The sequence below is a fragment of the Halobellus rufus genome, from assembly GCF_000739575.1.
GTDB lineage: Archaea > Halobacteriota > Halobacteria > Halobacteriales > Haloferacaceae > Haloquadratum > Haloquadratum rufum.
Genome location: NZ_BBJO01000014.1, coordinates 312,040 through 332,021 on the forward strand (window position 1 = coordinate 312,040; position 19,982 = coordinate 332,021).

Consider the following 19,982-nt stretch of genomic DNA (forward strand, 5'->3'; position numbering starts at 1 on the left):
TCCGGCTGCTTCTTCGCTCTCCGCGACGCTCTTTTTATATCGGACGCGCATTTTACCTAAATCTTAAGTAGGATACGCTGTTCCCATAACGTGGACTACTACTATGAGCGAACGATCGTGGTCTTTCAGAGACAGTATGGCACAGGCCTCCGAGAAGGCGGGCGGTCCCGTCGAACTAATGCGCGACCTCGGTATCGCGAAGTTCACCAAGGTTCCGGACGAAATCACCAACTGGATCGAAGAGCAGCGCTCGTGGCGCGAATCCGTCGCGCTCGCCGACCAGTCGTACCACATGACGGATCACTACGTCGAGGGTCCCGACGCGCTCGACCTGTACCGTGACTACGCCGTCAACAGCTTCGAGAACACCGAGCCCGGCAAAGCGAAGCAGCTCGTCGTCGCCAACCCCAACGGCAAGTTCATCGGCGACGCCATCTGGTTCCACCTCGAGGAGGACAAGTTCCTGAGCGTCGGCGGCGCGGCCGCCCACAACTGGCTCCAGTACCAGGCGGAGACGGGCGATTACGACGTCGAGGCCGAGATGCAGCCCCGTCCGGTCACGATGGACGAGGACCCGACCTACTACCGCTACCAGGTCCAGGGCCCCAACGCCTACGACCTGATGGAGGAGGTCGCCGACGAGCCGCTCCCGGACCTCGGCTTCTTCAACCACACCACCATCTCGATCCAGGGCCACGACGTCAACATCCTCCGCCACGGAATGGCCGGAGAGGCCGGATACGAGTTCTGGGGTCCCTACGGAGAGGGCGAGGAGATCAAGGAGATCTTCATGTCCGCCGGCGAGGAGTACGACATCCGGCACCTCGGCGCGGAGAGCTACCAGACGCCGAACGCGATCCTCGGCTGGATCCCGATCGTCGTCCCCGCCATCTGGGACGAGGGAATGGAGGACTACCTCGAATGGCTCGACGTGGGCGACGGCCTGCTCTCGATCGGCGGCAGCTTCGAGTCCGACGACATCACGGACTACTACTTCACGCCCACCGAACTCGGCTACGGCCACATCATCAACTTCGACCACGACTTCTGCGGCAGCGAGGCCCTCGAGGCCGAGGCGGGCGACCCCGACCGCAAGAAGGTCACGCTCGTCTGGGACGACGACGACGTCATCGACGTCTTCGCGTCGCTGTTCAGCGAGGGACCGACCAAGAAGTTCATGCGCTTCCCGCACCCGCGCGCCTCGGCGTGTCACTACGACCAGGTCCTCGACGAGTCCGGCGAGCGCGTCGGCTTCTCGACGGACAAGTCCTACATCTACAACCAGCGCGAGTTCCTCTCGCTGGGCGTCGTCGACAGCGAGTACGCCGAGCCCGGAACCGAAGTCACTGTCCTCTGGGGCGAGCCCGAGGACAACGACAACGACCGCGTCGAACGCCACGAGATGGCGGAGATCACCGCGACCGTCGCGCCCGCGCCGTACACCGAAGACAGCCGATAAGGCGACCGCAGACTGACCAATCCACCGCACGAGCCTGAAGCCCGGTGCGGATCTTTCTCTTTCCCTCGATTCCGAGCGCCGCGGGTGGCAACTGCAAAGTACCGGAAGCGCCTCGTGGCGACTATGACCCGCGTACTGATCGATCAGGACATCACGCCCACCGACCGACTGCTCGATTCGCTCCCCGAGGAGTGGGAGCCGACCGTCGGCGTCGACGGCGACGAGGACGCGCTTCTCGACGTCGTCGCCGACTACGAGGTCCTCCTCGTCACCTCGCGGATCCCGCTCACTCGCCGGGTGTTCGACGCCGCGGAGAACCTCGAACTCGTCGGGAAACTGGGCACCGGAATCGACTCCGTCGACCTCGACGCCGCCCGCGACAACGGCGTCACCGTCACGCACACGCCCGGCCACAACGCCCTCTCGGTCGCCGAGCACGCGCTGACGCTCACGCTCGCGTGCGCTCGACGGCTTCGGACGGCGGACGACCTCCTCGCTGCGGGCAAGTGGCGCGACGAGTACCCGCTGGGAACGCAGATTTCCGGCTCGACCGTCGGCGTCGTCGGTTTCGGTAACGTCGGCAAGCGCGTCGGCAAACTCCTCTCGGGGTTCGACGTCGAACTCCTCGTCACCGATCCCTACGTCCCCAGTATCGACGCGGAGTTGGCCGACGCAGAGATGCGGTCGCTCGGCGACGTCCTCGAACGGAGCGACGTCGTGATTCTCGCTCCGGAACTCACCGACGAGACGCGACATCTCGTCGGGGCTACGGAACTGGCGCGGATGAAACCGTCCGCGATCCTCGTCAACGTCTCCCGCGGCCCCGTCGTCGACGGAGACGCGCTGGTCGAGGCGCTGGAGGCCGACGAAATCGCCGCCGCCGGACTCGACGTGTTCGCGGACGAACCGCTCTCGCCGGACTCTCCGCTCCGGTCCTTCGAGAACGTCGTGACGACGCCGCACGTCGCGGCGATGACGACGACGTGTCGCCGCGGCAACATCGATCAGTTGGCGGAGAACGTGACCCGACTTCACGCCGGTCACTCCGTCCTCGATCGGTACGTCCCCGTCCGCGGCAACTGACGGCCCGGGCACGTCGATCGGTTCGCCATCTCTGCGGCCGCACGGTTCTCATCGCCTCCGATGACGACTGTTTGGTGGGTTCTCTCCCTGAACGGCGTATCCACTGTCCCTCGATTCGTTCCGAAGTGCTGTACTATCTGGAAACGGACCAATCCGATATACTCGTGACTCAGTCTTTTTTCGGCCGCTTCCTCAACTATCTCGATCCGGCTCGGGGTCAGCAGGGCGGTGGTAGTTTTTATAACAGTCGTACCCCTGTTATTTTCTGGTCGTTTCCTGTGAGATTGTGTCTGATTGGCACGCGTGTCCCAGCCATACACCGACAGATCCCGATTTCACGTAGGTGACGATCACCTCTTCGCGACTGTATTTTCCTCTGTTCTCTTAGCAGTGATTATTATATCCTGATTTTCTACACCAATTTGGGATTTCTTCGACCATTTGTGTAATTAATTTCTGTGTCCGATATCCCCGAAATTCGCTTTCAGGCCGTCAGGACTCCGCGGACAACGTAATCCACGGACGCTTCCGGAACACGGTTCGCTGTGTGACCACTTTTGTGTGATCGATGCCGGTTCGACTTCCTCCCCTGGTCCGACTAGCCGCTCCCCGCGCTCTACTTTTCCACCGAGACGGAATTCCGATGCCGCGGTGACAACGTTCGGCCTCGCGGACGGCACGTCCGCCGGTCGTGCGGATGCCGCCGGTTCGAGTGCGCTTCGAATCCGAACAAATCGGAATCTTCAACAACGCGTACTCTATATGTAACGTATGCCCAACGATCGGACCTCTCTGACCACCGTCGCGCGGGCGTTCGAGATCGTCGATCTCCTCTGGGAGCTCGACGGCGCGGGGCCGTCTGAGGTCGCAGAGCGACTCGACCTGCCGGATTCGACCGTCTACGACTACCTCCGGTCGCTGAGCGAGACCCGGTACGTCACCAGAGAGAACGGCGAGTACCGTCTGAGCTCGTACTTCCTGACGATCGGCGGGAAGATGAAATACCGCAACCGGCTCTACCAGGTCGCCAAACCGGAGATGAAGCGTGTCGTCGCCGAGACGGACGAACTGGTCGGGCTCACGATCGAAAACGACGGACGGGCCGTCGTCTATCACCAGGAGGAGGGACGCCAGGCGCTGAGCCTCGGCACGTACTCCGGCGCGGCGACGCCGCTGCACACGGTCGCGACCGGGAAGGCCATTCTGGCGCACCTGCCCGACGACCGCGTCGACGAGATCGTCGACAAACACGGCCTCGAACAGCGGACCGACCAGACGATCACCGACTGGGACGTGCTCGAACGGGAACTCGAAGAGATCCGAGAGAACGGCTACGCCGTCGACTGGGACGAACAGGTCGTGGGGATGGGGATGGCGGCAGTCCCGATCATGATCGAGGACCGGGTGCTCGGCTCGTTCGGGATCGTCGTTCCGACCGGACGGATCCGCGACCCGTCCTATCAGAAGGAGATCCTTCAGAAGCTCCAAGAGATGACGAACAAAGTCACCATCAACTACCAGTACGGGAACTGACCGCGTTCGTCTCCCCGCAGTCGGTGTCGACGTCCGCCGCTCGTTGGTTGGCGTCGACGCTGACCGTATCTGAGTCTACTCGTCTTCCAGCGCCGCTCGAATCTCGTCGGGGACCTCGACGGGCTTGTTGTCGGGTTTCGAGACGCAGACGTGCTGTTCGTCGCCGCTGAAAAGCTCGTTCCCGTCTTCGTCGGTGGCCGTGAGTTTCATCGCGAGACTCTTGCCGCCGACATCGGGTTCGACGGTGATCGTGACGACGTCGCCAGCCTCGACCGGCCGCTTGAAGTCGGTGTCCATCGAGACGATCGGCATGTGAACGCCGTACTCCTCCGGGATGTCCCAGTAAGCCACGCCGCGGTCGTCCATGAACTCCTCGCCCGCGCGGTGCATCGCGTCGATGAGGTTCGGATAGTACGCGATACCGTGGGGATCTGCGTCTCCCCAAGCGCACTTCCACTCGTATTCGAACATCGTCTCGCGTTTCTCTTCCCCACATAAGTAACTTCCTCTGACCGTGCGGTACTCCCTCCACGTCGATCGCTCGACGGAGGCCACGTCTGGTTCTTCGTCCCTGAGCGCAGACGCGCGCTCCCCTGGGCAACAGTTATGGTCCCTCTGGAACGCCTGTACGTACAGCAATGCCAGAATCGAGCCTCGAAGACGTCGTGCAGTCGTCCGAGTCCGTCGTCGACCTGCTGCGAAGCCGCGGCGGGTGGTTCGGCTTTCCGAACGTCCCCGACGAGCACACTCACTGGATCGAAGAGCAGCGGGCGTGGGCCGAGACGGTCTCCTTCGCCGATCAGTCCCATCACATGGTCGACTACTGGGTCGAGGGGCCCGACGCCCTCGAACTGTTCTCGGACCTCGCGGTCAACGGCTTTCGGGACTACGAACCGGGCGCGGCGAAGCAGTTGGTCCTCGCGAACCCCGACGGGTACTTCATCGGCGACGGTATCCTTCTGTATCTCGATCGGAACTCGTTCGTCTTCGTCGGGCCGCCGCAGGGGCCGAACTGGATCCAGTTCCACGTCGAAACGGGCGAGTACGACGTGCGGACGCGACGTGACGAGACCTCCGGGATCCGCGAGGGCCCGCCGGAGAACTACCGGTATCAGTTGCAAGGCCCCGAGGCGGTCGCAGTGATGGCCGAGGTCACCGACGGACCGCTCCCGGACCTCGACTTCTTCCACTTCGACGACGTGACGATAGACGGCCGCGACGTCACGCTGCTCCGACACGGGATGTCCGGCGAGGCCGGGTTCGAGTTCTGGGGCCCGTGGGAGGACGCCGAGGACATAAAGTCAGCAATCCTCGAAGCCGGCTCCGACCGCGGGATCCGGCAACTCGGCGCGAAGAGCTACGGCAGTTCGTCGGTCGTCTCCGGATGGGTCGGAATGCCGCTGCCGGCCGTCTACGAGAGCGCGTCGATGGCGGAGTACCGCGAGTGGCTCAGCGCCCACAGCCTCGAGGCGCACTACTCGATCGCGGGGAGTTTCGACTCCGAGGACGTCACCGACTACTACGTGACGCCGATCGAACTCGGCTACGGACGGCTGATCGATTTCGATCACGACTTCGTCGGCAAGGCGGCGCTGGAGGCGGAGGCGGCCGACCCCGTGCGCACGCTGGTGACGCTCGAATGGGACGACGAGGACGTCGTCGGCGTCTTCGCGTCGCTCGTCGATGAGGGGAATCCCGGGAAGTTCCTCGACCTCCCCGTGCCGTGGCGGTCGGCGTCGCATCACGACGCGGTCCTCGCCGGCGGGGAGACCGTCGGGATGTCGATGTGGCCCGCCTACACGTACAACGAACGCGCGATGCTCTCGCTGGCCGTCGTCGACACCGACTACGCCGACCCCGGAACCGAACTCACGCTTCGGTGGGGAGAGCCCGCGACCCGGCGCAACCCGGCGGTCGAACGCCACACGGAGACGTCGATCTCGACGACGGTCGCGCCCGTTCCGTACACGACGGACAACCGCTGATCGCCGCTGGATCGCAGGCCGTTCGCCGCGAGTGCAAGACAACCTTTATCAATTTCGACGCGCGAGTACGCCCAATGACGACCAGTCAGTACGCGTCCACAGCGTCCGGACTTCTCGCGTCGCCGCGGTTCGAGTTGATGCCGTTCGACAGTTTCGACGACGAGATCGAACACCTCCCGGACGGGGCGACGATCACGATCACCGCCTCGCCCCAGTTGGAACTGGAGGCGACGATCGCCGCCACCGAGCGGGCGGCCGAACGAGGGTTCGAGGTGGTCCCGCACGTGTCGGCGCGGTACGTCCGCGGCCCCGAGCACCTCGCGGAGATCTGCGAGCGCCTGAAGGCAGTCGGCATCGAGGACATCTTCGTGCCCGGCGGCGACCGCGAGGAGCCGATCGGCGAGTTCGAATCCGCCTACGACATGCTCGTCGCTCTCGACGAGTCGGAGTACGAGTTCGAGGAGGTCGGGATCACGGGCTACCCCGAGGGCCACGACTTCATCGACGACGAGACGCTCGCGTCGGCGATGGAAAAGAAGGCCCCCTACGCGACCTACATCGCCACCCAGCTGTGTTACGACCCCGAGACGATCCTCGAGTGGATCGACACGGTTCGGGACCGCGGCGTCGACCTCCCCATCGAGGTCGGCATCCCCGGCGTGATGAAGTACGAGAAGCTGCTGAGCATCTCCCAGAAGGTCGGCGTCGGCGACTCGGTTCGGTTCCTGAAGAAGACCACCGGGATCGTCGGCTTCGTCAAGCAGTTCATCGGCTCCCGCGGTCGCTACCGCCCCGACGACCTCGTCGACGGGCTCGCCCCCCACGCGGAGGAGTACGGGATCCGCGGGCTCCACATCTACACGTTCAATCAGGTCCCCGACACCGAGGAGTGGCGGACGGGACGACTCTGAAATCCGGGCGTCGCGCCAGGGTCTCTCTCGGTATCCTACGGCTCACTGGAGTCGCGAAAGCGGCATCGCCGCGCTCTCTGGGCTCTCGAGTCCGACGCTGCGCGCTGTCTCCTCCGAGGGAGACAAAAGGATTATATTGATAGACGGTAACACTCGGACAAGAGCACAGAAATGGCCACAAACGCCTCTCACACCCCGCATTTCGCGGGATTTGACGTCGAACCGTTTCGCCACCGAAGGGGGGAACGCGCCTAATGCTTTCTGTCGAAGGGCTCACGAAGCGGTTCGATTCCGTCGTCGCCGTCGACGACGTCGATCTCGAACTCCGTCCCGGTGAGATCCACGGGCTCATCGGACCGAACGGGGCCGGAAAGACGACGACCGTGAACCTGATCACGGGCGAACTGTCCCCGACCGAGGGGACGATCGAGTTCGAGGGCGAAGACCTCGTCGGGCTATCGCCGTCGACCATCGCCCGGCAGGGGATCGGCCGATCGTTCCAGGTCGTTCAGTACTTCCCGGAGATGACGGTCCGAAAGCACCTCCGCCTCGCGGTGCGCGATACGACGCGGACCGTCCGGAGCGTCTTCGATCGCGACGCCGATTACTCCGAGGAGATCCGTCAGGTCGCCGAGCGGGTCCATCTCGAAGACGAACTCGACACGGTGGCGCGAAACCTCTCGCACGGCCAAAAGCGGTTCCTCGACATCGCGCTCGTGTTGGCGATGGACTCGAAGGTCATCCTGTTCGACGAGCCCGCGGCGGGCCTCAACGAATCGGAGACCGCCGAGGTCAGAGAGATCCTCGAAGAGCTCCGCGGCGACTACGCGATCCTGATCGTCGAACACGACATCGATCTGGTCCGCGCGATCTCCGATCGGATCACCGTGCTGCACAACGGTTCGGTCCTCACGACGGACACGCCCGAAAACGTCGTTCAGAACCCGCAGGTCCGGGAGGTGTATCTCGGTGAGTGACCTCCTCTCGGTCGAGGACCTCAACGCCTTCTACGGCGACAGTCAGGTCCTCTTCGACGTCTCCCTCGAGATCGGTTCCGACGACGTCGTCGGGGTGTTCGGACGGAACGGGATGGGGAAGACGACCCTGCTGAACAGCCTCGTGAACCGGATCGATCGCAAGACCGGGACGGTCACGTACCGCGGTCAGGACGTCTCCGATTGGGCGCCGCACGAGATCATCCGCGAGGGCATCGCGTACGTGCCGGAGGAACGGGAGATCTACCCGGCGCTGTCGGTCCGCGAGAACCTCGAACTCGCGATGGCCGCCTCGGTCTCCGAGGACGTCCGGGAAGAGCGGATCCAGAACGTCTTCACGCAGTTCGAGCGACTCGGCGAACGGGAGAAACAGCGCGGCGGCACGCTCTCGGGCGGCGAACAGCAGATGCTGGCCATCGGCCGGGCGCTGGTCACCGATCCGGATCTCCTGCTCCTCGACGAACCGACGGAGGGCCTCGCGCCCGCGATCATCGACGACGTCGTCGAGATCCTCGAATCGCTCGTCACCGGCGACCAAGCGGTCCTGATCGTCGAGCAGAACATCAATCGAATGCTCCCGCTCATCGACCGCGGCTACATGATCCAGACGGGACAGATCGTCGAGGAGGGCGATTCGGAGTACCTCGGCGACGAGGAACTCCAAGAGAAGTATCTCACTGTCTGAAACGGACGCGTCTGACGTCTGATCCCCTCCACAAGTGACGATCGCCGGCCGGATTTGTTCGATTCTCGGACTCGTGTGACCTGCGATCCTCCTCACCACCAGTTCCCGTTCTGTTGCCGCCTTCTCGCCCGTTTTCCCCCGGATATCTGCTGACTCTTTTAACAAAAAATATAATATGATGTGGGCTATCGGTTTCAACATACCATCTATGACGAACATTCACTTGCACAGTCGCCGAGGCCTCGACTGCCTCCGTTCGTACGTAACCACATCGTGAGGAAATATGTACGAAATACCTCTCATCACCGCTGATAATTTCATCACCTACGCGCTCAACGGCGTAAGTCGTGGGATGATCATCTTCCTGGTCGCGAGCGGCCTCTCTCTCATCTTCGGACTGATCGGCCTCATCAACTTCGCGCACGGTGCGATGTTGGCGCTGGGCGGGTACGGCACCTACATCGTGATCCAAGCCACGGGAAACTTCTGGCTCGGACTCGTCGTCTCCGTCGCCCTCGTCACGGTCTTGGGGTTCGTCCTCGAACGCAAGCTCCTGTATTGGATCTACGACGAGCCGCTGCTCGGGTTCTTGGGCACGTTCGGTATCGGGTTGGTCATCGAGGAGGCGCTGGCGGTGTACTTCGGGAGCCGATCGTACACCGTGCCGTCACCGCTCCCTGAATCCGTACAGATCCTGGGCGTGAGTTACCCGTCCTACCGGCTGTTCGTCATCGCCGTCGGGGCGGTCGTGGCCCTCGGGGTCGGCCTGCTCCTCGCGAAGACCCGTCTGGGGCTCGAAATTCACGCGACGGCGAACATGCAGCCGACCGCCGAGATTCTCGGGGTCGACACCGCACGGATCTACACCATCACGTTCGTCCTCGGCACGGCTCTCGCGGCCCTCGCCGGGGCCCTCACCGCGCCGATCACCTCGATGTACCCCACGATCGGGCTCGACTACATCACGATGGCCTTCCTGGTCATCATCGTCGGTGGGATGGGAAGCTTCAAAGGGTCCTTCGTGGTGAGTATGATCGTCGGCCAGATCATCGCCTTCGGCTGGTTGCTGCTCGCCCCGACGTACGTCCGGATCGTCATCTTCGCGGCGGCGATGGTGTTCATCCTGTACAAACCGCGTGGCTTCTTCGGGAAGCCGGAGGTGCACGAATGAGCGACACGATGGCGGACGTTCGCGAATACGCGCGTGGGACGGCGCGACGCCCCCTGCTCGCGCTCGGCGTACTCCTCGTGCTCGCCGTGCCGTTTCTGGCACCCAGTCAGGCGGACCTCGCCACCGAAGCGCTGATCTTCGGGCTGTTCGCCATCTCCGTCGACGTCGCGCTCGGGTACGCTGGACTGCTCACGCTCGCTCCCGCGGCGTTCTTCGGGGTCGGCTCCTACACGGTGGCCAAGTTCGTCGTCGACTACGATCTGTCGTTCTGGCTCGGATTCCCCGCGGCCGTCATCCTCGCGGTACTCCTCGCCGTCGCCGTCGGGTACATCCCGATCAAGCGCCGCATCGGGCACGTCTACTTCGTGCTGTTCACCCTCGCGTTCGGGGCCATTATGCACGACTTCACGTTCGTCACGACGTGGCTCACCGGCGGCTCCGACGGCCTGGGATTCTTCAGCCCGCCGTCGGTGTTCGGAATCGACCTGGGCGGCCAAATGGAGTACTACTACTTCTCGCTCGCGCTCGTGGCGCTCGTCGGGTTCGGCATCTACCGCCTGATCAAGAGCGACTACGGCGACGTGCTCCACGCGACGCGACAGAACCAGCTCCGGATGCGGTATCTCGGCTACGACACCGACCGCGAACTGATGATCGCGTGGGTCCTCTCCGCGGCAGTCTCGGCGTTCGCGGGCGCGATCTACGTCGGCTCCGTCGGTATCGCCTCGCCCTCGGACATCTCGTTCGCCCTCACGGGTGACGTCATCATCTGGATCATCGTCGGCGGCACGGGGACGCTGCTCGGCCCGTTCGCGGCTGCGGTCGGTCTCCTCTTCACCCAGGAACTCCTGCAGAACCTCTGGCAGGGCGGCTACCGGCTGCTCCTCGGACTGCTCTTCGTCGTGTTCGTGTTCACTCTCCCGGACGGACTGATGGGATTCGTTCGGGACGACGAGTAGCGCCCGACGATCTCGATCCCGTCTCACTCGATCGAGTGTTGGCGCACCACCGTGCAAGCGATCAGGTGCAATCGCTGCGAGACTTGCTGTGTCGGCACGGATCCCGCTAAATTCGCCGCAAACCAACCCGAAATTTTATTATGAATAGCGGTAACACAAGGGTAGGCACACTATGCTCCAGAGAAGATCGTTCCTCAAAGCTGCAGGCGTTGCGGGTCTCACGTCGGCCGCCGGCTGCCTCGGCGGCGGAGGCGGCGGGTCAGACTCGGTGAAGATCGGTGCGGTGATGGCCCTGAGCGGCCCGTTCGCACGAACCGGTGAAGAGAACGAACGGGGGCTCCGAGTCGCCGAAGAGTACCTCGGTGGAGAGATCCTCGACAACGAGTTCGAGCTCATCGTCGAGGACAACGAGTCGGATCCGAACACGTCGATCCAGGCGGCCCGGACGCTCGTCGAAGACGAGGACGTCGACGCCATCATCGGCCCGGTGAGCAGTGGGAACTCCATCGCCGTGATGCAGTACATCAAAGAGGAGGGGCAGGTCCCGCACCTCATGACGACGGCTTCCTCGGTCGACGCCCGTGAAAACCCCGAAAACTGCAACGAGTACGGGTTCTTCATCTGGCCCAGCAACCGTCACCTTGCTCCGACGGGGACGCAGTTCATTCAGGAGCTCCCCAACCACATCGACCGCGACATCGACCCCTCGCGGGTCCACTACGTCTCGCAGGACTACGCCCTCGGCCAGAACGGGCTGGAACTGGTCGAAGAGGCGATGAGCGAGGTCGGTGGCGAGGTCACCGGCAGCACGCTGGTCCCGCTCGGCGAGACCGACTGGTCGTCGTACATCTCCGAGATCTCCAACAGCGAGGCCGACGTCGTCACCGGCGTTCTCACTTGGGGCGCGGCCGCACAGCTGATCCCGCAGGCCAACTCCTTCGGACTGCCCGAGGAGAAGGTGATGATGTTCAACTCCGGGAAGCCGATCGGCCAGTTCGCCGCCTCGACGATGCCCGACGAGGTCACCGTCGACGGGTGGTTCGGAACGCACTTCTACAACCCGGGCCTCGACACCGAGGTCAACAACGAGTTCCAGAGCATCTACAACGAACTCGACAGCTCGCTGCTGCCGAACTCGACGGCCGGTGCGTCCTTCGAGCTGATGCGGGCGCTCGCGACGGTGATCGAGGACAGCGGCTCGACGGCCACCGACGACATCATCTCGGGACTCGAAGGGCTCGAGTGGGATTCGGTCTTCGGCCCCGTCCAGTTCCGCGAGGAAGACCACCAGGCCGCGCTCAACTTCTTCGGCGGGCGACGCGTCGCCGGCGACGGCGACACGCCCGAGGTGGAGGTCCTCGCCGAGTACCCGGACGTCATTCCGGACGCGCGTTGCAGCCTCTGATCGGTCGGACCACTCCGAGTTTTCGCCCGTTTTTTCCAGACTGCGAGTCGGGACTCTCCGGCGTCACCGACTGTGTAGGAATATCTCACATACATTTATGACTGGTTGGTCGAAAGAGGTCGTATGAAGCTGGGTAGATTCCTAGTCGAAACGCACTGTCACGCGCAGCGACACGCCGCTCGGATCCAACTCGACGGCGAGGCCGACTACGGCGAACTCGCGAAGAAGATGATCACCGCCGTGCCCGGCGACGAAGCGACCGAGGACGACGAGGTCATCATCTACGACAACTCCGATCGCGTCCTGCGCGATATGGACACGTACGGCGTCGATATGTGCGTGCTCCTCCCGGGAACGTTCGGCTTCACGAACGAGATGCACGCGGAGATGATGGACGAACACCCCGAGAAGTTCGTCGCCGCCGCCTATCCCGTTCAGACGATGAAGGCCGCCCAGCGCGGCGAGATCGAGTGGACGGCGGAGGCCGCCGCCGCAGAGGTGGACGAGTGGCTCGAAGAGGACGGGTTCCGGATGATCGGCGAGGGGATGCCGTACGACCCGACGACCACCGAGCCGATGGACTGGTCCGACCGGAAGGACGAACTGCGAGAGTTCTTCGAGGTCGCCGACAAACACGGCGTGCCGATCCGCTGGCACACCGGGTACGTGTCCGGGTACGCGACCGGGCTGGGTATCTTCGATTACTTCCCCGATTGGAGCGATCCGACGCTGGCGAGCCAGATGAAAGCCGAGTACCCCGACGTGCCGATAATCTTCGACCACGGCGGGATGCAGGCGACGTGGCGCGAACACCACGTCGACCAGTGCTGTCAGGTGGCGGCCTCCTTCGACGACGTCTACCTCGAGATCGGTCTCTACTGGGCGGACCTGTTGAAGAAGCCGATGAACGACCCGAACATCGCCGTCGACCAGTTGCTCTGGGGCACCGACTGGGGCGCGTCGATGCCGCAGATCAGCCAGCCGAACGAGGACCCGCCGTACTACTGGGACCAGATCGCAGACCGCGGGCTCCCCGCCCATCAGGTCGACTTCTGGGGGCCGAGCCTCCGACAACTCCAGAAGTTCGCGATGGACCGAGACCTCCCGCAGGAGGAACTGAACCTGATCCTCGGCGGCAACGCCGTGCGGTTGTTCGACATCGACGTCGAGGACAACCGGATGTTCAGAAACTACATCGACCTCTGAACGGACGATGCACACGACATCCACCAACGGACTGCCGTCGCTGCCCGAACTCTCGGAGATCGCGGCGACCAACAACCCCGACCGCGTCGCCTACGGCGAGGCGACCACCGGCCGCGAGATAACGTGGTCGACGTTCGAGGAACGCAGTCTCTGCGCCGCGAACGGGTTCCGCGAGCACTGCGCGCAGGGCGACCGGGTGGCGTTCCTCTGCGACTGCTCGATCGCGCACACCGTGCTGTACAACGGCGCGATGAAGGCCGGATGTCTCGTATCCAACCTGCACACCCGCGCGTCGGCGGAGACGATCCGCTACTGCATCGACGCGATCCGCCCTCGCGTGCTCGTAATCGACGAGACGTTCTCCGAGTTCGTCGAGGAGGATCTCTACGAGCAGATCACGACAGATCTCGACGCGGTCGTCACGACGGGGAGCGAGCAGACCGGCTACGAACAGTCCCACGAGCCGTTCATCGAGTCCCACGCCGCCGTCGAACCCGACGTCCGCGTCCGTGAAGACGATATCGCCGCCATCCTCTGGACGTCGGGGACGACCGGGCGGCCGAAGGGTTGGTGCTTTACCCACCGTGCTCTCTGTCACAAGGCGTTCCACCTCGAGAAGCTCCTGGCGCTCGATCGAAACGCTGCACAGGCGCACGTGTTCACGCCGTCGTTCGCGGCGTGGTTGATGCTGTACCTGCCCGGCCTGTCGTCGAGCGCGGCGACGTACTTCCTCAGTTCGTGGAACCCGGAGGCGTACGTCGAGTTGATCGACGAGAAGGGCCTGACGACCGCCGATCTGATCCCGACGATGTGGCAGGAGGTCCTCCGGCTCGATTCGCTCTCTGAGTACGACCTCAGTTCGCTCGATCGGGTCGTCACGAGCGGCGAGTACCTCGACGAGCGCACGTTCACCCAGATGCGCGAACACATCTGCGAGAGCGTCTACAACAGCTACGCCGCGACCGAGGTACTGGGCACGGAAATCAGCGCCCAGGAGCTCACCGAGGACCGAACCGGCAGCGTCGGCAAACCGATCCCCGGAACGCGGGTCCGCGTCGTCGAACCCGACGGACGGCCCGACGAGATCAAACCGGCCGGCGAGACGGGGGAGATCATCATCAACGGCCCCGACTGCGCCGCGTGGGCGTGGAACGACACCGAGAAGACCGAGGAGGTCTTCGAGGACGGCTGGTGGTACTCGGGGGACCTCGGGTACAAGGACGAGGACGGCTACCTCTACGTCGAGGGCCGGACGGACTTCATGATCAAATCGAAGGGGATCAAGGTGTTCCCGACGCCGATCGAGGAGCGACTGCTGGAACATCCCGCCGTCGAACAGGCGGCCGTCTTGGGCCGTCCGGACGAGGAGTACGGCGAGAAGGTCGTCGCCGTCGTCCGTCGGAGTGACGCCGACGTCGGCCCCGACGAACTCGAAGCGTGGTGTCTCGAAAGCGAGAACGTCGCGCGATTCGAGCGTCCGCGCGAGTACCACTTCGTCGACGAGGCGTTCCCGCGGACCGCGACAGAGAAACTGGACCGAGCGGCGCTCCGTTCGCGGCTGCTGTCCGAGGAGTCGTAAGCTCTCCTTCCGGTCCGAACCCCGTCTCGCGTGCCGCGAAAACCGGTCGTCGATCCGTCCGATGGGTCGCAATATCGGAATACTTACTATCGTCGCACGGCTCCGTTCGGGTATGATCGGTGAGATCGACCACATCGAGATCGAAGCGAGCGACGCGACCGAGATGGCCGACTTCCTGAAGAAGCTCGGGTACGAGGAGCACCGCGAGACCGAACACCACGGTCAGTCCTTCGAACTCTCCCCCGCCGACGGCGACGGTCCGCTCTTCGAGATCCACACGGTCGAGGGCGAGGAAGTCCCCGGAATCAACCACATCGCCTTCGCCGTCGACAACATCGAGGAGATCACCGAGGACCTCGAGGAGAAGGAAGTCGACGCCATCGTCGGTCCGTACCACGTCGACAAGACCGGCCGCACGATCACGAACTTCCGCGACCCCGACGGCCGCCGCTTCCAGATCGTTCAGGACGACGAGTAACCCGGTTCCGAGCGCGCGGTCGAACGACCCGCGTCTGTCCCCCTTTTCGGATTCCAGCGCCGGTAGTCGCCTCCCCGTCCCGCGACGTGTCGGGTGGATCGGACGTATAACCACCTCGCTACCGCAGTCGAGCCCACAATGGAGCAACGCAACAGTTTCCGGCGAGCCATCGAGAGCGACGACGTCGTCTTCGGCGCGCGCTCGTCGACGTTCTCGCCGACGGTGATCGAGATCTACGGCGAACTGGGGATCGACTTCGTCTGGCTGGACTTCGAGCACATGGGGCCCAGCCCGTGGGACAGTTCGGTCTTCGAGGAACTGACGCGCGCGGCCGAGGTCGGCGGCACGGAGCTCTTCGTCCGCCTGCCAAGCGGTGACCCATCGCTGATCCGGAAGGTGCTCGACGCGGGCGTTCGCAACCTCTTCATCCCCCGCGTCGACGACGCCGAGGAGGTCCGCGAGGCCGTCAAGGCGACGCGGTTCGTCTACGACGGCGAGCCGGGCGAGCGCGGGATGGCGAGCGGCCGCTCCCGGACGTGGGGACTCGGTCCCGACGACTACATCGAAACGGAGGACGAGGAGGTCTGTCTCGGCGTGATGATCGAGAAGACGACCGCGGTCGAGGAACTCGACGACATCCTCTCGGTGCCGGACCTCGGCTTCGTGTTCATCGGTCCGTCCGACCTCTCGGTGCAGATGGGCCACCCCGGCGAGAAGACCCACCCCGACGTCGTCGAACAGATCGAGGAGATCACCGAGGCGTGCCACGAGGCCGACGTTCCGACGGGCGTCATCAAGACCGATCCCGACGCCATCGAGACCGCCGTCGACGACGGCCACCAGATCATCCGGATCGGCGGTGACCTCGCCTCGGTCAAGTCCGTGCTCTCAGAGCGCCTCGACGCGATCGAGTCGCTTCGGTAGTCCCTCTGCCTCGTCCGGGACCGTCGCCTCGATCGGCATTCGCCTTTCACGAACCGCCGCAGGCGAATGAATTATTACGGTTGCCGAACGTGATTCGGGTACGATGACCCCTGAGCTCGCGCGTCTCGGTCACGTAGCGCTCGAAACCCCAGACCTCGACGGATCGCTGGAATTCTTCTGTGACGCCGTCGGGTTCGAAGAAGTCGAACGCGACGGCGACACGTCGTATCTCCGCGCGGTCGACGAGTTCGACCACCACTCGATCGTCCTGAGCGAGGCCGATGAGGCCGGCGTCGACCACGTCGGCTGGCAGACGCGGAAGCCGGAGTACCTCGGCGAGTTCGAGCAGATCCTCGAGGAAGAGGGGATCGACGTGACGTGGATCGACGCCGGCGAGGAGCGCGGTCAGGGCGAGGCGTTCCGCTTCACCACGCCGACCGGCCACGAGTTCGAGTTCTACTACGAGATGGAGAAGCCGGACCCGCCGGCCGAGCGGCGTTCGAAACTCAAGAACAAGACGTACTCGCGGACGACGACGAACCCGATCGCGCCCAAGCGGATCGACCACGTCCAACTGTGGGATCCGGAGGCGAACGACTTCCGCGCGTGGCTCAAGGAGGCGCTCAACTTCCGCGTGCAGGAGCGGTACAACCGCGCCGACGGATCGCGGTGGGGCACGTTCCTCAGCGCCAACGGCAACAAGATCGAAGCCGCCGTCATCGAGGACGAGGACGCGGCCAACGACCCGGCGCTGCACCACATCGCCTACAAGGTGGACACCGCCGACGACCTCTTCGACGCCCACGACGCGATGAACGAACACGGAATCCCGACCGACGGAATCGGTCAGCACTCTATCTCTCGCGGGAAGTTCCTCTACGTGCGCGACCCCGTCAGCGGCCACCGCATCGAGTTCAACGCGGGCGGCTACCTCGTCTTCGACCCCGAGTGGGAGACGATCGAGTGGCAGGAGGGCGACCTCGAAGACCGCCAGTGGATCGGTCAGATCGAGTCGAAGGCCCGCGTCACCTACTGAGCGACGCCCCTCTCACGTCGGCGCGGTTCCGACACGTCCGATTTTTCTGACGGCCTCCGACGACTCGGCGCGGTAACCACTGCTTACTCCTCTGGTTGCGCTCCGTGAACCCATCTGACCGTCGCGTGTCACCCGGCTAACGTGCTCCTCCGTAGACATTCTGGGACACATTCACAAACATTTATTTAGGTAGAATCTATTTCTCCGCCCACGATGCCAATCGAGAACTCCTCGCGGCGGTCGTTTCTGAAGTCAGGCGCAGCGGTCGGAACGCTCGGGATGACCGGCCTCGCAGGCTGTTCGGCGCTCTCGAACGTTACCGGCGGGACGCCGGAACTCGGACTGGCGTTCACCGTCCCCGTCGAGAACATCGCGTCGCTGTTCGCGATCGAGGAGATTCAAGATCAGCTCACGAATCTCGGCTCGGAGTACGAACTCGACGTCACCCGAGACCAGAGCACGCCCGATTCGCTGAACAAGATGGCCGCCGGAAACGCCGATATGGCGCTGCTCTCGACGGTGAGCTACGCCTCGGCGGTTCGGCAGGAGGCCGTCCCCGGAAACATCTCGATGATCGCCACCGACTTCTGGGACGCCCATCCCGACTGGTACGGGATCACCGTCTTCTCCGGCGCGGATTCGGACATTACGGAACCCGAAGACCTCGAAGGGGCAACGATCGGCGTCAACGCACAGGGGACCGGGGTCCACTCGATCATCGTCAAGCAGTTCCAGCAGATCGGACTCGATCCCGAGAACGACGCTGAAATCGTCGAACTGCCCTTCCCGACGTTCGTCGAAGCGATCAACGACGGCCGCATCGACGCGGGCGTGTTCCCCGCGATCTTCGCGGTCGCGGCCCGCGGCGAGGGCTTCAACGAGGTGTACTCCTCTCAGGACATCTGGGAGCAGGAGTACCCGTTCGCCTACACCGTCGCGTCCAACAACTCGCTGGACGAGAAGGGCGACGCCATCGCGGCGTGGGGCGAGGACTTCCGCGAGATGGTCGACTGGGCCTACGACAACCGAAGCGAGGCCGTCTCGCTGGCGGCCGAGTACTTCGAACTCCCGGAACCGCTCGTCGACGGCTTCTTCCTGACGAACAACGACTACTACCGGCAGGACCTCACCATCGATATGGACCGCCTGCAGTTCACGATGGACGAGATGGTCAACCTCGGCTTCGTCGAAGACACCTTCGACGTCACCGAGTACGCGACGAACGACTACATCCCGCAGAACTGAGCGGCCCCGCCGTCAGCCACACTGATTCTTTTCCGCGGCGTCTCAGCACCGACGATCGACCTGTGACCTGGCCGGATAGCGAGAGTACCGCAGGACTGCACTGACCGGATCGACCCAATCGTTCGGTATATTTATTATCAGCCCGATAAGTCAACCGATACGGACCGAACGACGTATGACCAAAAACACCTCACAGGGGGCTGATGATCTCGACGCCCCGTGGATAACGCAGGACGACCTTCCTGTCAAGAAATATCAAATAATAGACGAAAACGGCGAGTACGACCCCGAAGACGTCCCGGAGTTGACCACCGAGGAGTTCGTCGACCTCTACCGCTGGATGCTCGTCGAGAAGCGGTACGCCGAGCGGATGATCAACCTCCAGCGACGCGGCGAGATGGGTACCGTCGGATCGAGTCGCGGCCACGAGGCGAGCATCGTCGGCAGCGGCTACGCACTCACCGACGACGATTACCTCCTCGCGATGGGCCGAGAGACGAGTGCGATGCTGATGAAAGGCGTCTCGCTGCGGGACATCCTGCTCTTCTGGCGCGGCATCGACGACGCGCAAAAGTACCTCGCGCAGCGGAACTGTATGATCGGAATCTCTGTCGGCGGGTACCTCCCGGTCGTCACCGGCATCGGCTGGGGGATGAACATCACCGACACCGACGCGGTCGTCACGGCCCACTTCGGCGACGGGGCGACGAGCACCGGCGCGTTCCACGAGGCGGTGAACTTCGCGGGCGTGCTCGACGCGCCGGCGATCTTCTACTGTCAGAACAACCAGTGGGCCATTTCGACGCCGTTCGAGAAACAGACCAACGCCAACTCGATCGCACAGCGGGCCGTCGGCTACGGCCTCCACGGTATCCGCGTCGACGGCAACGACGTTCTCGCGACGTACCACGCGATGAGCGAGGCACGAGAACTCGCACGGCAGGGCAACCCGGTGCTCTTCGAGGGGCTCACCTACCGCCGCGAAGGCCACTCCACGAGCGACGATCCCACCCAGTACCGCGATCGGGACGAGGTGGAACCGTGGCTCGATCGCGACCCGATCGAGCGCTACGAGTCGTTCCTCAAATCCGAAGGGCTGTGGGACGAGGTCGACGAGGAGGCGATGGTCGCGGAGGTCGACGAGGAGTTCGACGCGGCGATCGAAGCGGCGAACGCGTACGGTCCGCGAGACGTCGAAGAACTGTTCGTCTACCTCTACGACGAACTGCCGTCCGAGCTCGAAGACCAACTGCGCGAACTCGAACGCAGCCTCGAGGAACTGGACGAGCTCGAAGAGTACATCGAGCGGCGGCCGAAGGGGTGAGTAT

Annotated in this window: 18 protein-coding genes; 17 read left to right on the plus strand and 1 reads right to left on the minus strand. The window is 63.7% G+C overall.

Annotation, left to right across the window (positions count from 1 at the left end):
- Window positions 1-136: 136 nt before the first annotated feature.
- From ACP99_RS08035 to ACP99_RS08045, 3 genes are all read left to right on the plus strand, one after another.
- Entirely contained in the window at window positions 137-1,459 is a 1,323-nt protein-coding gene (locus tag ACP99_RS08035; RefSeq protein ID WP_049986092.1) for an aminomethyltransferase family protein, read from the plus strand.
- Window positions 1,460-1,582: 123 nt separating this feature from the next.
- On the plus strand, window positions 1,583-2,542 hold the full coding sequence (locus ACP99_RS08040) for an NAD(P)-dependent oxidoreductase (RefSeq protein WP_049986093.1): 960 nt from the start codon (window positions 1,583-1,585) through the stop codon (window positions 2,540-2,542).
- A gap of 771 nt (window positions 2,543-3,313) precedes the next feature.
- Window positions 3,314-4,075: an IclR family transcriptional regulator gene (locus ACP99_RS08045; RefSeq protein ID WP_049986094.1), complete on the plus strand. Its 762-nt coding sequence runs from the start codon at window positions 3,314-3,316 to the stop codon at window positions 4,073-4,075.
- Between the two features lie 75 nt (window positions 4,076-4,150).
- Here the strand turns inward: ACP99_RS08045 and ACP99_RS08050 are convergent, their stop codons facing one another.
- Window positions 4,151-4,546, minus strand: a complete 396-nt coding sequence (locus ACP99_RS08050; protein WP_049986194.1) for an acyl-CoA thioesterase — start codon at window positions 4,544-4,546, stop codon at window positions 4,151-4,153.
- Between the two features lie 167 nt (window positions 4,547-4,713).
- Here ACP99_RS08050 and ACP99_RS08055 point away from each other — a divergent pair, with 167 nt between their 5' ends.
- The 14 genes from ACP99_RS08055 to ACP99_RS08120 all read left to right on the plus strand — a co-directional run bounded on the left by ACP99_RS08055 (window position 4,714) and on the right by ACP99_RS08120 (window position 19,978).
- Window positions 4,714-6,060 (plus strand): aminomethyltransferase family protein, encoded by a 1,347-nt coding sequence (locus tag ACP99_RS08055; protein WP_049986095.1) that lies wholly within the window; start codon window positions 4,714-4,716, stop codon window positions 6,058-6,060.
- A gap of 74 nt (window positions 6,061-6,134) precedes the next feature.
- Complete coding sequence (locus ACP99_RS08060) at window positions 6,135-6,971, plus strand: methylenetetrahydrofolate reductase (protein WP_049986096.1); 837 nt, start codon at window positions 6,135-6,137, stop codon at window positions 6,969-6,971.
- Window positions 6,972-7,225: 254 nt separating this feature from the next.
- A complete protein-coding gene (locus ACP99_RS08065) occupies window positions 7,226-7,948 on the plus strand; it encodes an ABC transporter ATP-binding protein (RefSeq protein WP_049986097.1) in 723 nt (240 codons plus the stop codon).
- Window positions 7,941-8,651, plus strand: coding sequence for an ABC transporter ATP-binding protein (locus ACP99_RS08070; RefSeq protein ID WP_049986098.1), 711 nt, complete (start codon window positions 7,941-7,943; stop codon window positions 8,649-8,651). Before ACP99_RS08065 ends, ACP99_RS08070 begins: the two co-directional genes overlap by 8 nt.
- Before the next feature lie 283 nt (window positions 8,652-8,934).
- A complete protein-coding gene (locus ACP99_RS08075; RefSeq protein WP_081927274.1) occupies window positions 8,935-9,822 on the plus strand; it encodes a branched-chain amino acid ABC transporter permease in 888 nt (295 codons plus the stop codon).
- A complete protein-coding gene (locus tag ACP99_RS08080; protein ID WP_049986100.1) occupies window positions 9,819-10,781 on the plus strand; it encodes a branched-chain amino acid ABC transporter permease in 963 nt (320 codons plus the stop codon). Before ACP99_RS08075 ends, ACP99_RS08080 begins: the two co-directional genes overlap by 4 nt.
- Before the next feature lie 172 nt (window positions 10,782-10,953).
- Window positions 10,954-12,186, plus strand: coding sequence for an ABC transporter substrate-binding protein (locus tag ACP99_RS08085; protein ID WP_081927276.1), 1,233 nt, complete (start codon window positions 10,954-10,956; stop codon window positions 12,184-12,186).
- Between the two features lie 123 nt (window positions 12,187-12,309).
- A complete protein-coding gene (locus tag ACP99_RS08090) occupies window positions 12,310-13,392 on the plus strand; it encodes an amidohydrolase family protein (RefSeq protein WP_049986102.1) in 1,083 nt (360 codons plus the stop codon).
- Between the two features lie 7 nt (window positions 13,393-13,399).
- Window positions 13,400-14,971 (plus strand): class I adenylate-forming enzyme family protein, encoded by a 1,572-nt coding sequence (locus ACP99_RS08095; RefSeq protein WP_049986103.1) that lies wholly within the window; start codon window positions 13,400-13,402, stop codon window positions 14,969-14,971.
- Between the two features lie 112 nt (window positions 14,972-15,083).
- Window positions 15,084-15,449, plus strand: a complete 366-nt coding sequence (locus ACP99_RS08100; protein WP_049986104.1) for a VOC family protein — start codon at window positions 15,084-15,086, stop codon at window positions 15,447-15,449.
- A gap of 138 nt (window positions 15,450-15,587) precedes the next feature.
- Window positions 15,588-16,373, plus strand: coding sequence for an HpcH/HpaI aldolase family protein (locus tag ACP99_RS08105; protein ID WP_049986105.1), 786 nt, complete (start codon window positions 15,588-15,590; stop codon window positions 16,371-16,373).
- A 103-nt stretch (window positions 16,374-16,476) separates the two neighbouring features.
- The gene (locus ACP99_RS08110; RefSeq protein WP_049986106.1) at window positions 16,477-17,409 is read left to right on the plus strand and encodes a VOC family protein; all 933 of its coding nucleotides are present in this window, start codon (window positions 16,477-16,479) and stop codon (window positions 17,407-17,409) included.
- 213 nt (window positions 17,410-17,622) lie between these two features.
- Complete coding sequence (locus tag ACP99_RS08115) at window positions 17,623-18,654, plus strand: ABC transporter substrate-binding protein (protein ID WP_049986107.1); 1,032 nt, start codon at window positions 17,623-17,625, stop codon at window positions 18,652-18,654.
- 175 nt (window positions 18,655-18,829) lie between these two features.
- On the plus strand, window positions 18,830-19,978 hold the full coding sequence (locus ACP99_RS08120; protein ID WP_049986108.1) for a thiamine pyrophosphate-dependent enzyme: 1,149 nt from the start codon (window positions 18,830-18,832) through the stop codon (window positions 19,976-19,978).
- Window positions 19,979-19,982: the final 4 nt, after the last annotated feature.

What these genes read in the sequence shown, in the direction of transcription:
- ACP99_RS08075 (WP_081927274.1), top strand. Translation starts at nt 8,935, where the DNA reads ATGTACGAAATACCTCTCATCACCGCTGATAATTTCATCACCTACGCG.
- ACP99_RS08050 (WP_049986194.1), bottom strand. Translation starts at nt 4,546, where the DNA reads ATGTTCGAATACGAGTGGAAGTGCGCTTGGGGAGACGCAGATCCCCAC.
- ACP99_RS08060 (WP_049986096.1), top strand. Translation starts at nt 6,135, where the DNA reads ATGACGACCAGTCAGTACGCGTCCACAGCGTCCGGACTTCTCGCGTCG.
- ACP99_RS08035 (WP_049986092.1), top strand. Translation starts at nt 137, where the DNA reads ATGGCACAGGCCTCCGAGAAGGCGGGCGGTCCCGTCGAACTAATGCGC.
- ACP99_RS08080 (WP_049986100.1), top strand. Translation starts at nt 9,819, where the DNA reads ATGAGCGACACGATGGCGGACGTTCGCGAATACGCGCGTGGGACGGCG.
- ACP99_RS08115 (WP_049986107.1), top strand. Translation starts at nt 17,623, where the DNA reads ATGCCAATCGAGAACTCCTCGCGGCGGTCGTTTCTGAAGTCAGGCGCA.
- ACP99_RS08040 (WP_049986093.1), top strand. Translation starts at nt 1,583, where the DNA reads ATGACCCGCGTACTGATCGATCAGGACATCACGCCCACCGACCGACTG.
- ACP99_RS08085 (WP_081927276.1), top strand. Translation starts at nt 10,954, where the DNA reads ATGCTCCAGAGAAGATCGTTCCTCAAAGCTGCAGGCGTTGCGGGTCTC.
- ACP99_RS08090 (WP_049986102.1), top strand. Translation starts at nt 12,310, where the DNA reads ATGAAGCTGGGTAGATTCCTAGTCGAAACGCACTGTCACGCGCAGCGA.
- ACP99_RS08100 (WP_049986104.1), top strand. Translation starts at nt 15,084, where the DNA reads ATGATCGGTGAGATCGACCACATCGAGATCGAAGCGAGCGACGCGACC.
- ACP99_RS08120 (WP_049986108.1), top strand. Translation starts at nt 18,830, where the DNA reads ATGACCAAAAACACCTCACAGGGGGCTGATGATCTCGACGCCCCGTGG.
- ACP99_RS08065 (WP_049986097.1), top strand. Translation starts at nt 7,226, where the DNA reads ATGCTTTCTGTCGAAGGGCTCACGAAGCGGTTCGATTCCGTCGTCGCC.
- ACP99_RS08110 (WP_049986106.1), top strand. Translation starts at nt 16,477, where the DNA reads ATGACCCCTGAGCTCGCGCGTCTCGGTCACGTAGCGCTCGAAACCCCA.
- ACP99_RS08095 (WP_049986103.1), top strand. Translation starts at nt 13,400, where the DNA reads ATGCACACGACATCCACCAACGGACTGCCGTCGCTGCCCGAACTCTCG.
- ACP99_RS08045 (WP_049986094.1), top strand. Translation starts at nt 3,314, where the DNA reads ATGCCCAACGATCGGACCTCTCTGACCACCGTCGCGCGGGCGTTCGAG.
- ACP99_RS08105 (WP_049986105.1), top strand. Translation starts at nt 15,588, where the DNA reads ATGGAGCAACGCAACAGTTTCCGGCGAGCCATCGAGAGCGACGACGTC.
- ACP99_RS08055 (WP_049986095.1), top strand. Translation starts at nt 4,714, where the DNA reads ATGCCAGAATCGAGCCTCGAAGACGTCGTGCAGTCGTCCGAGTCCGTC.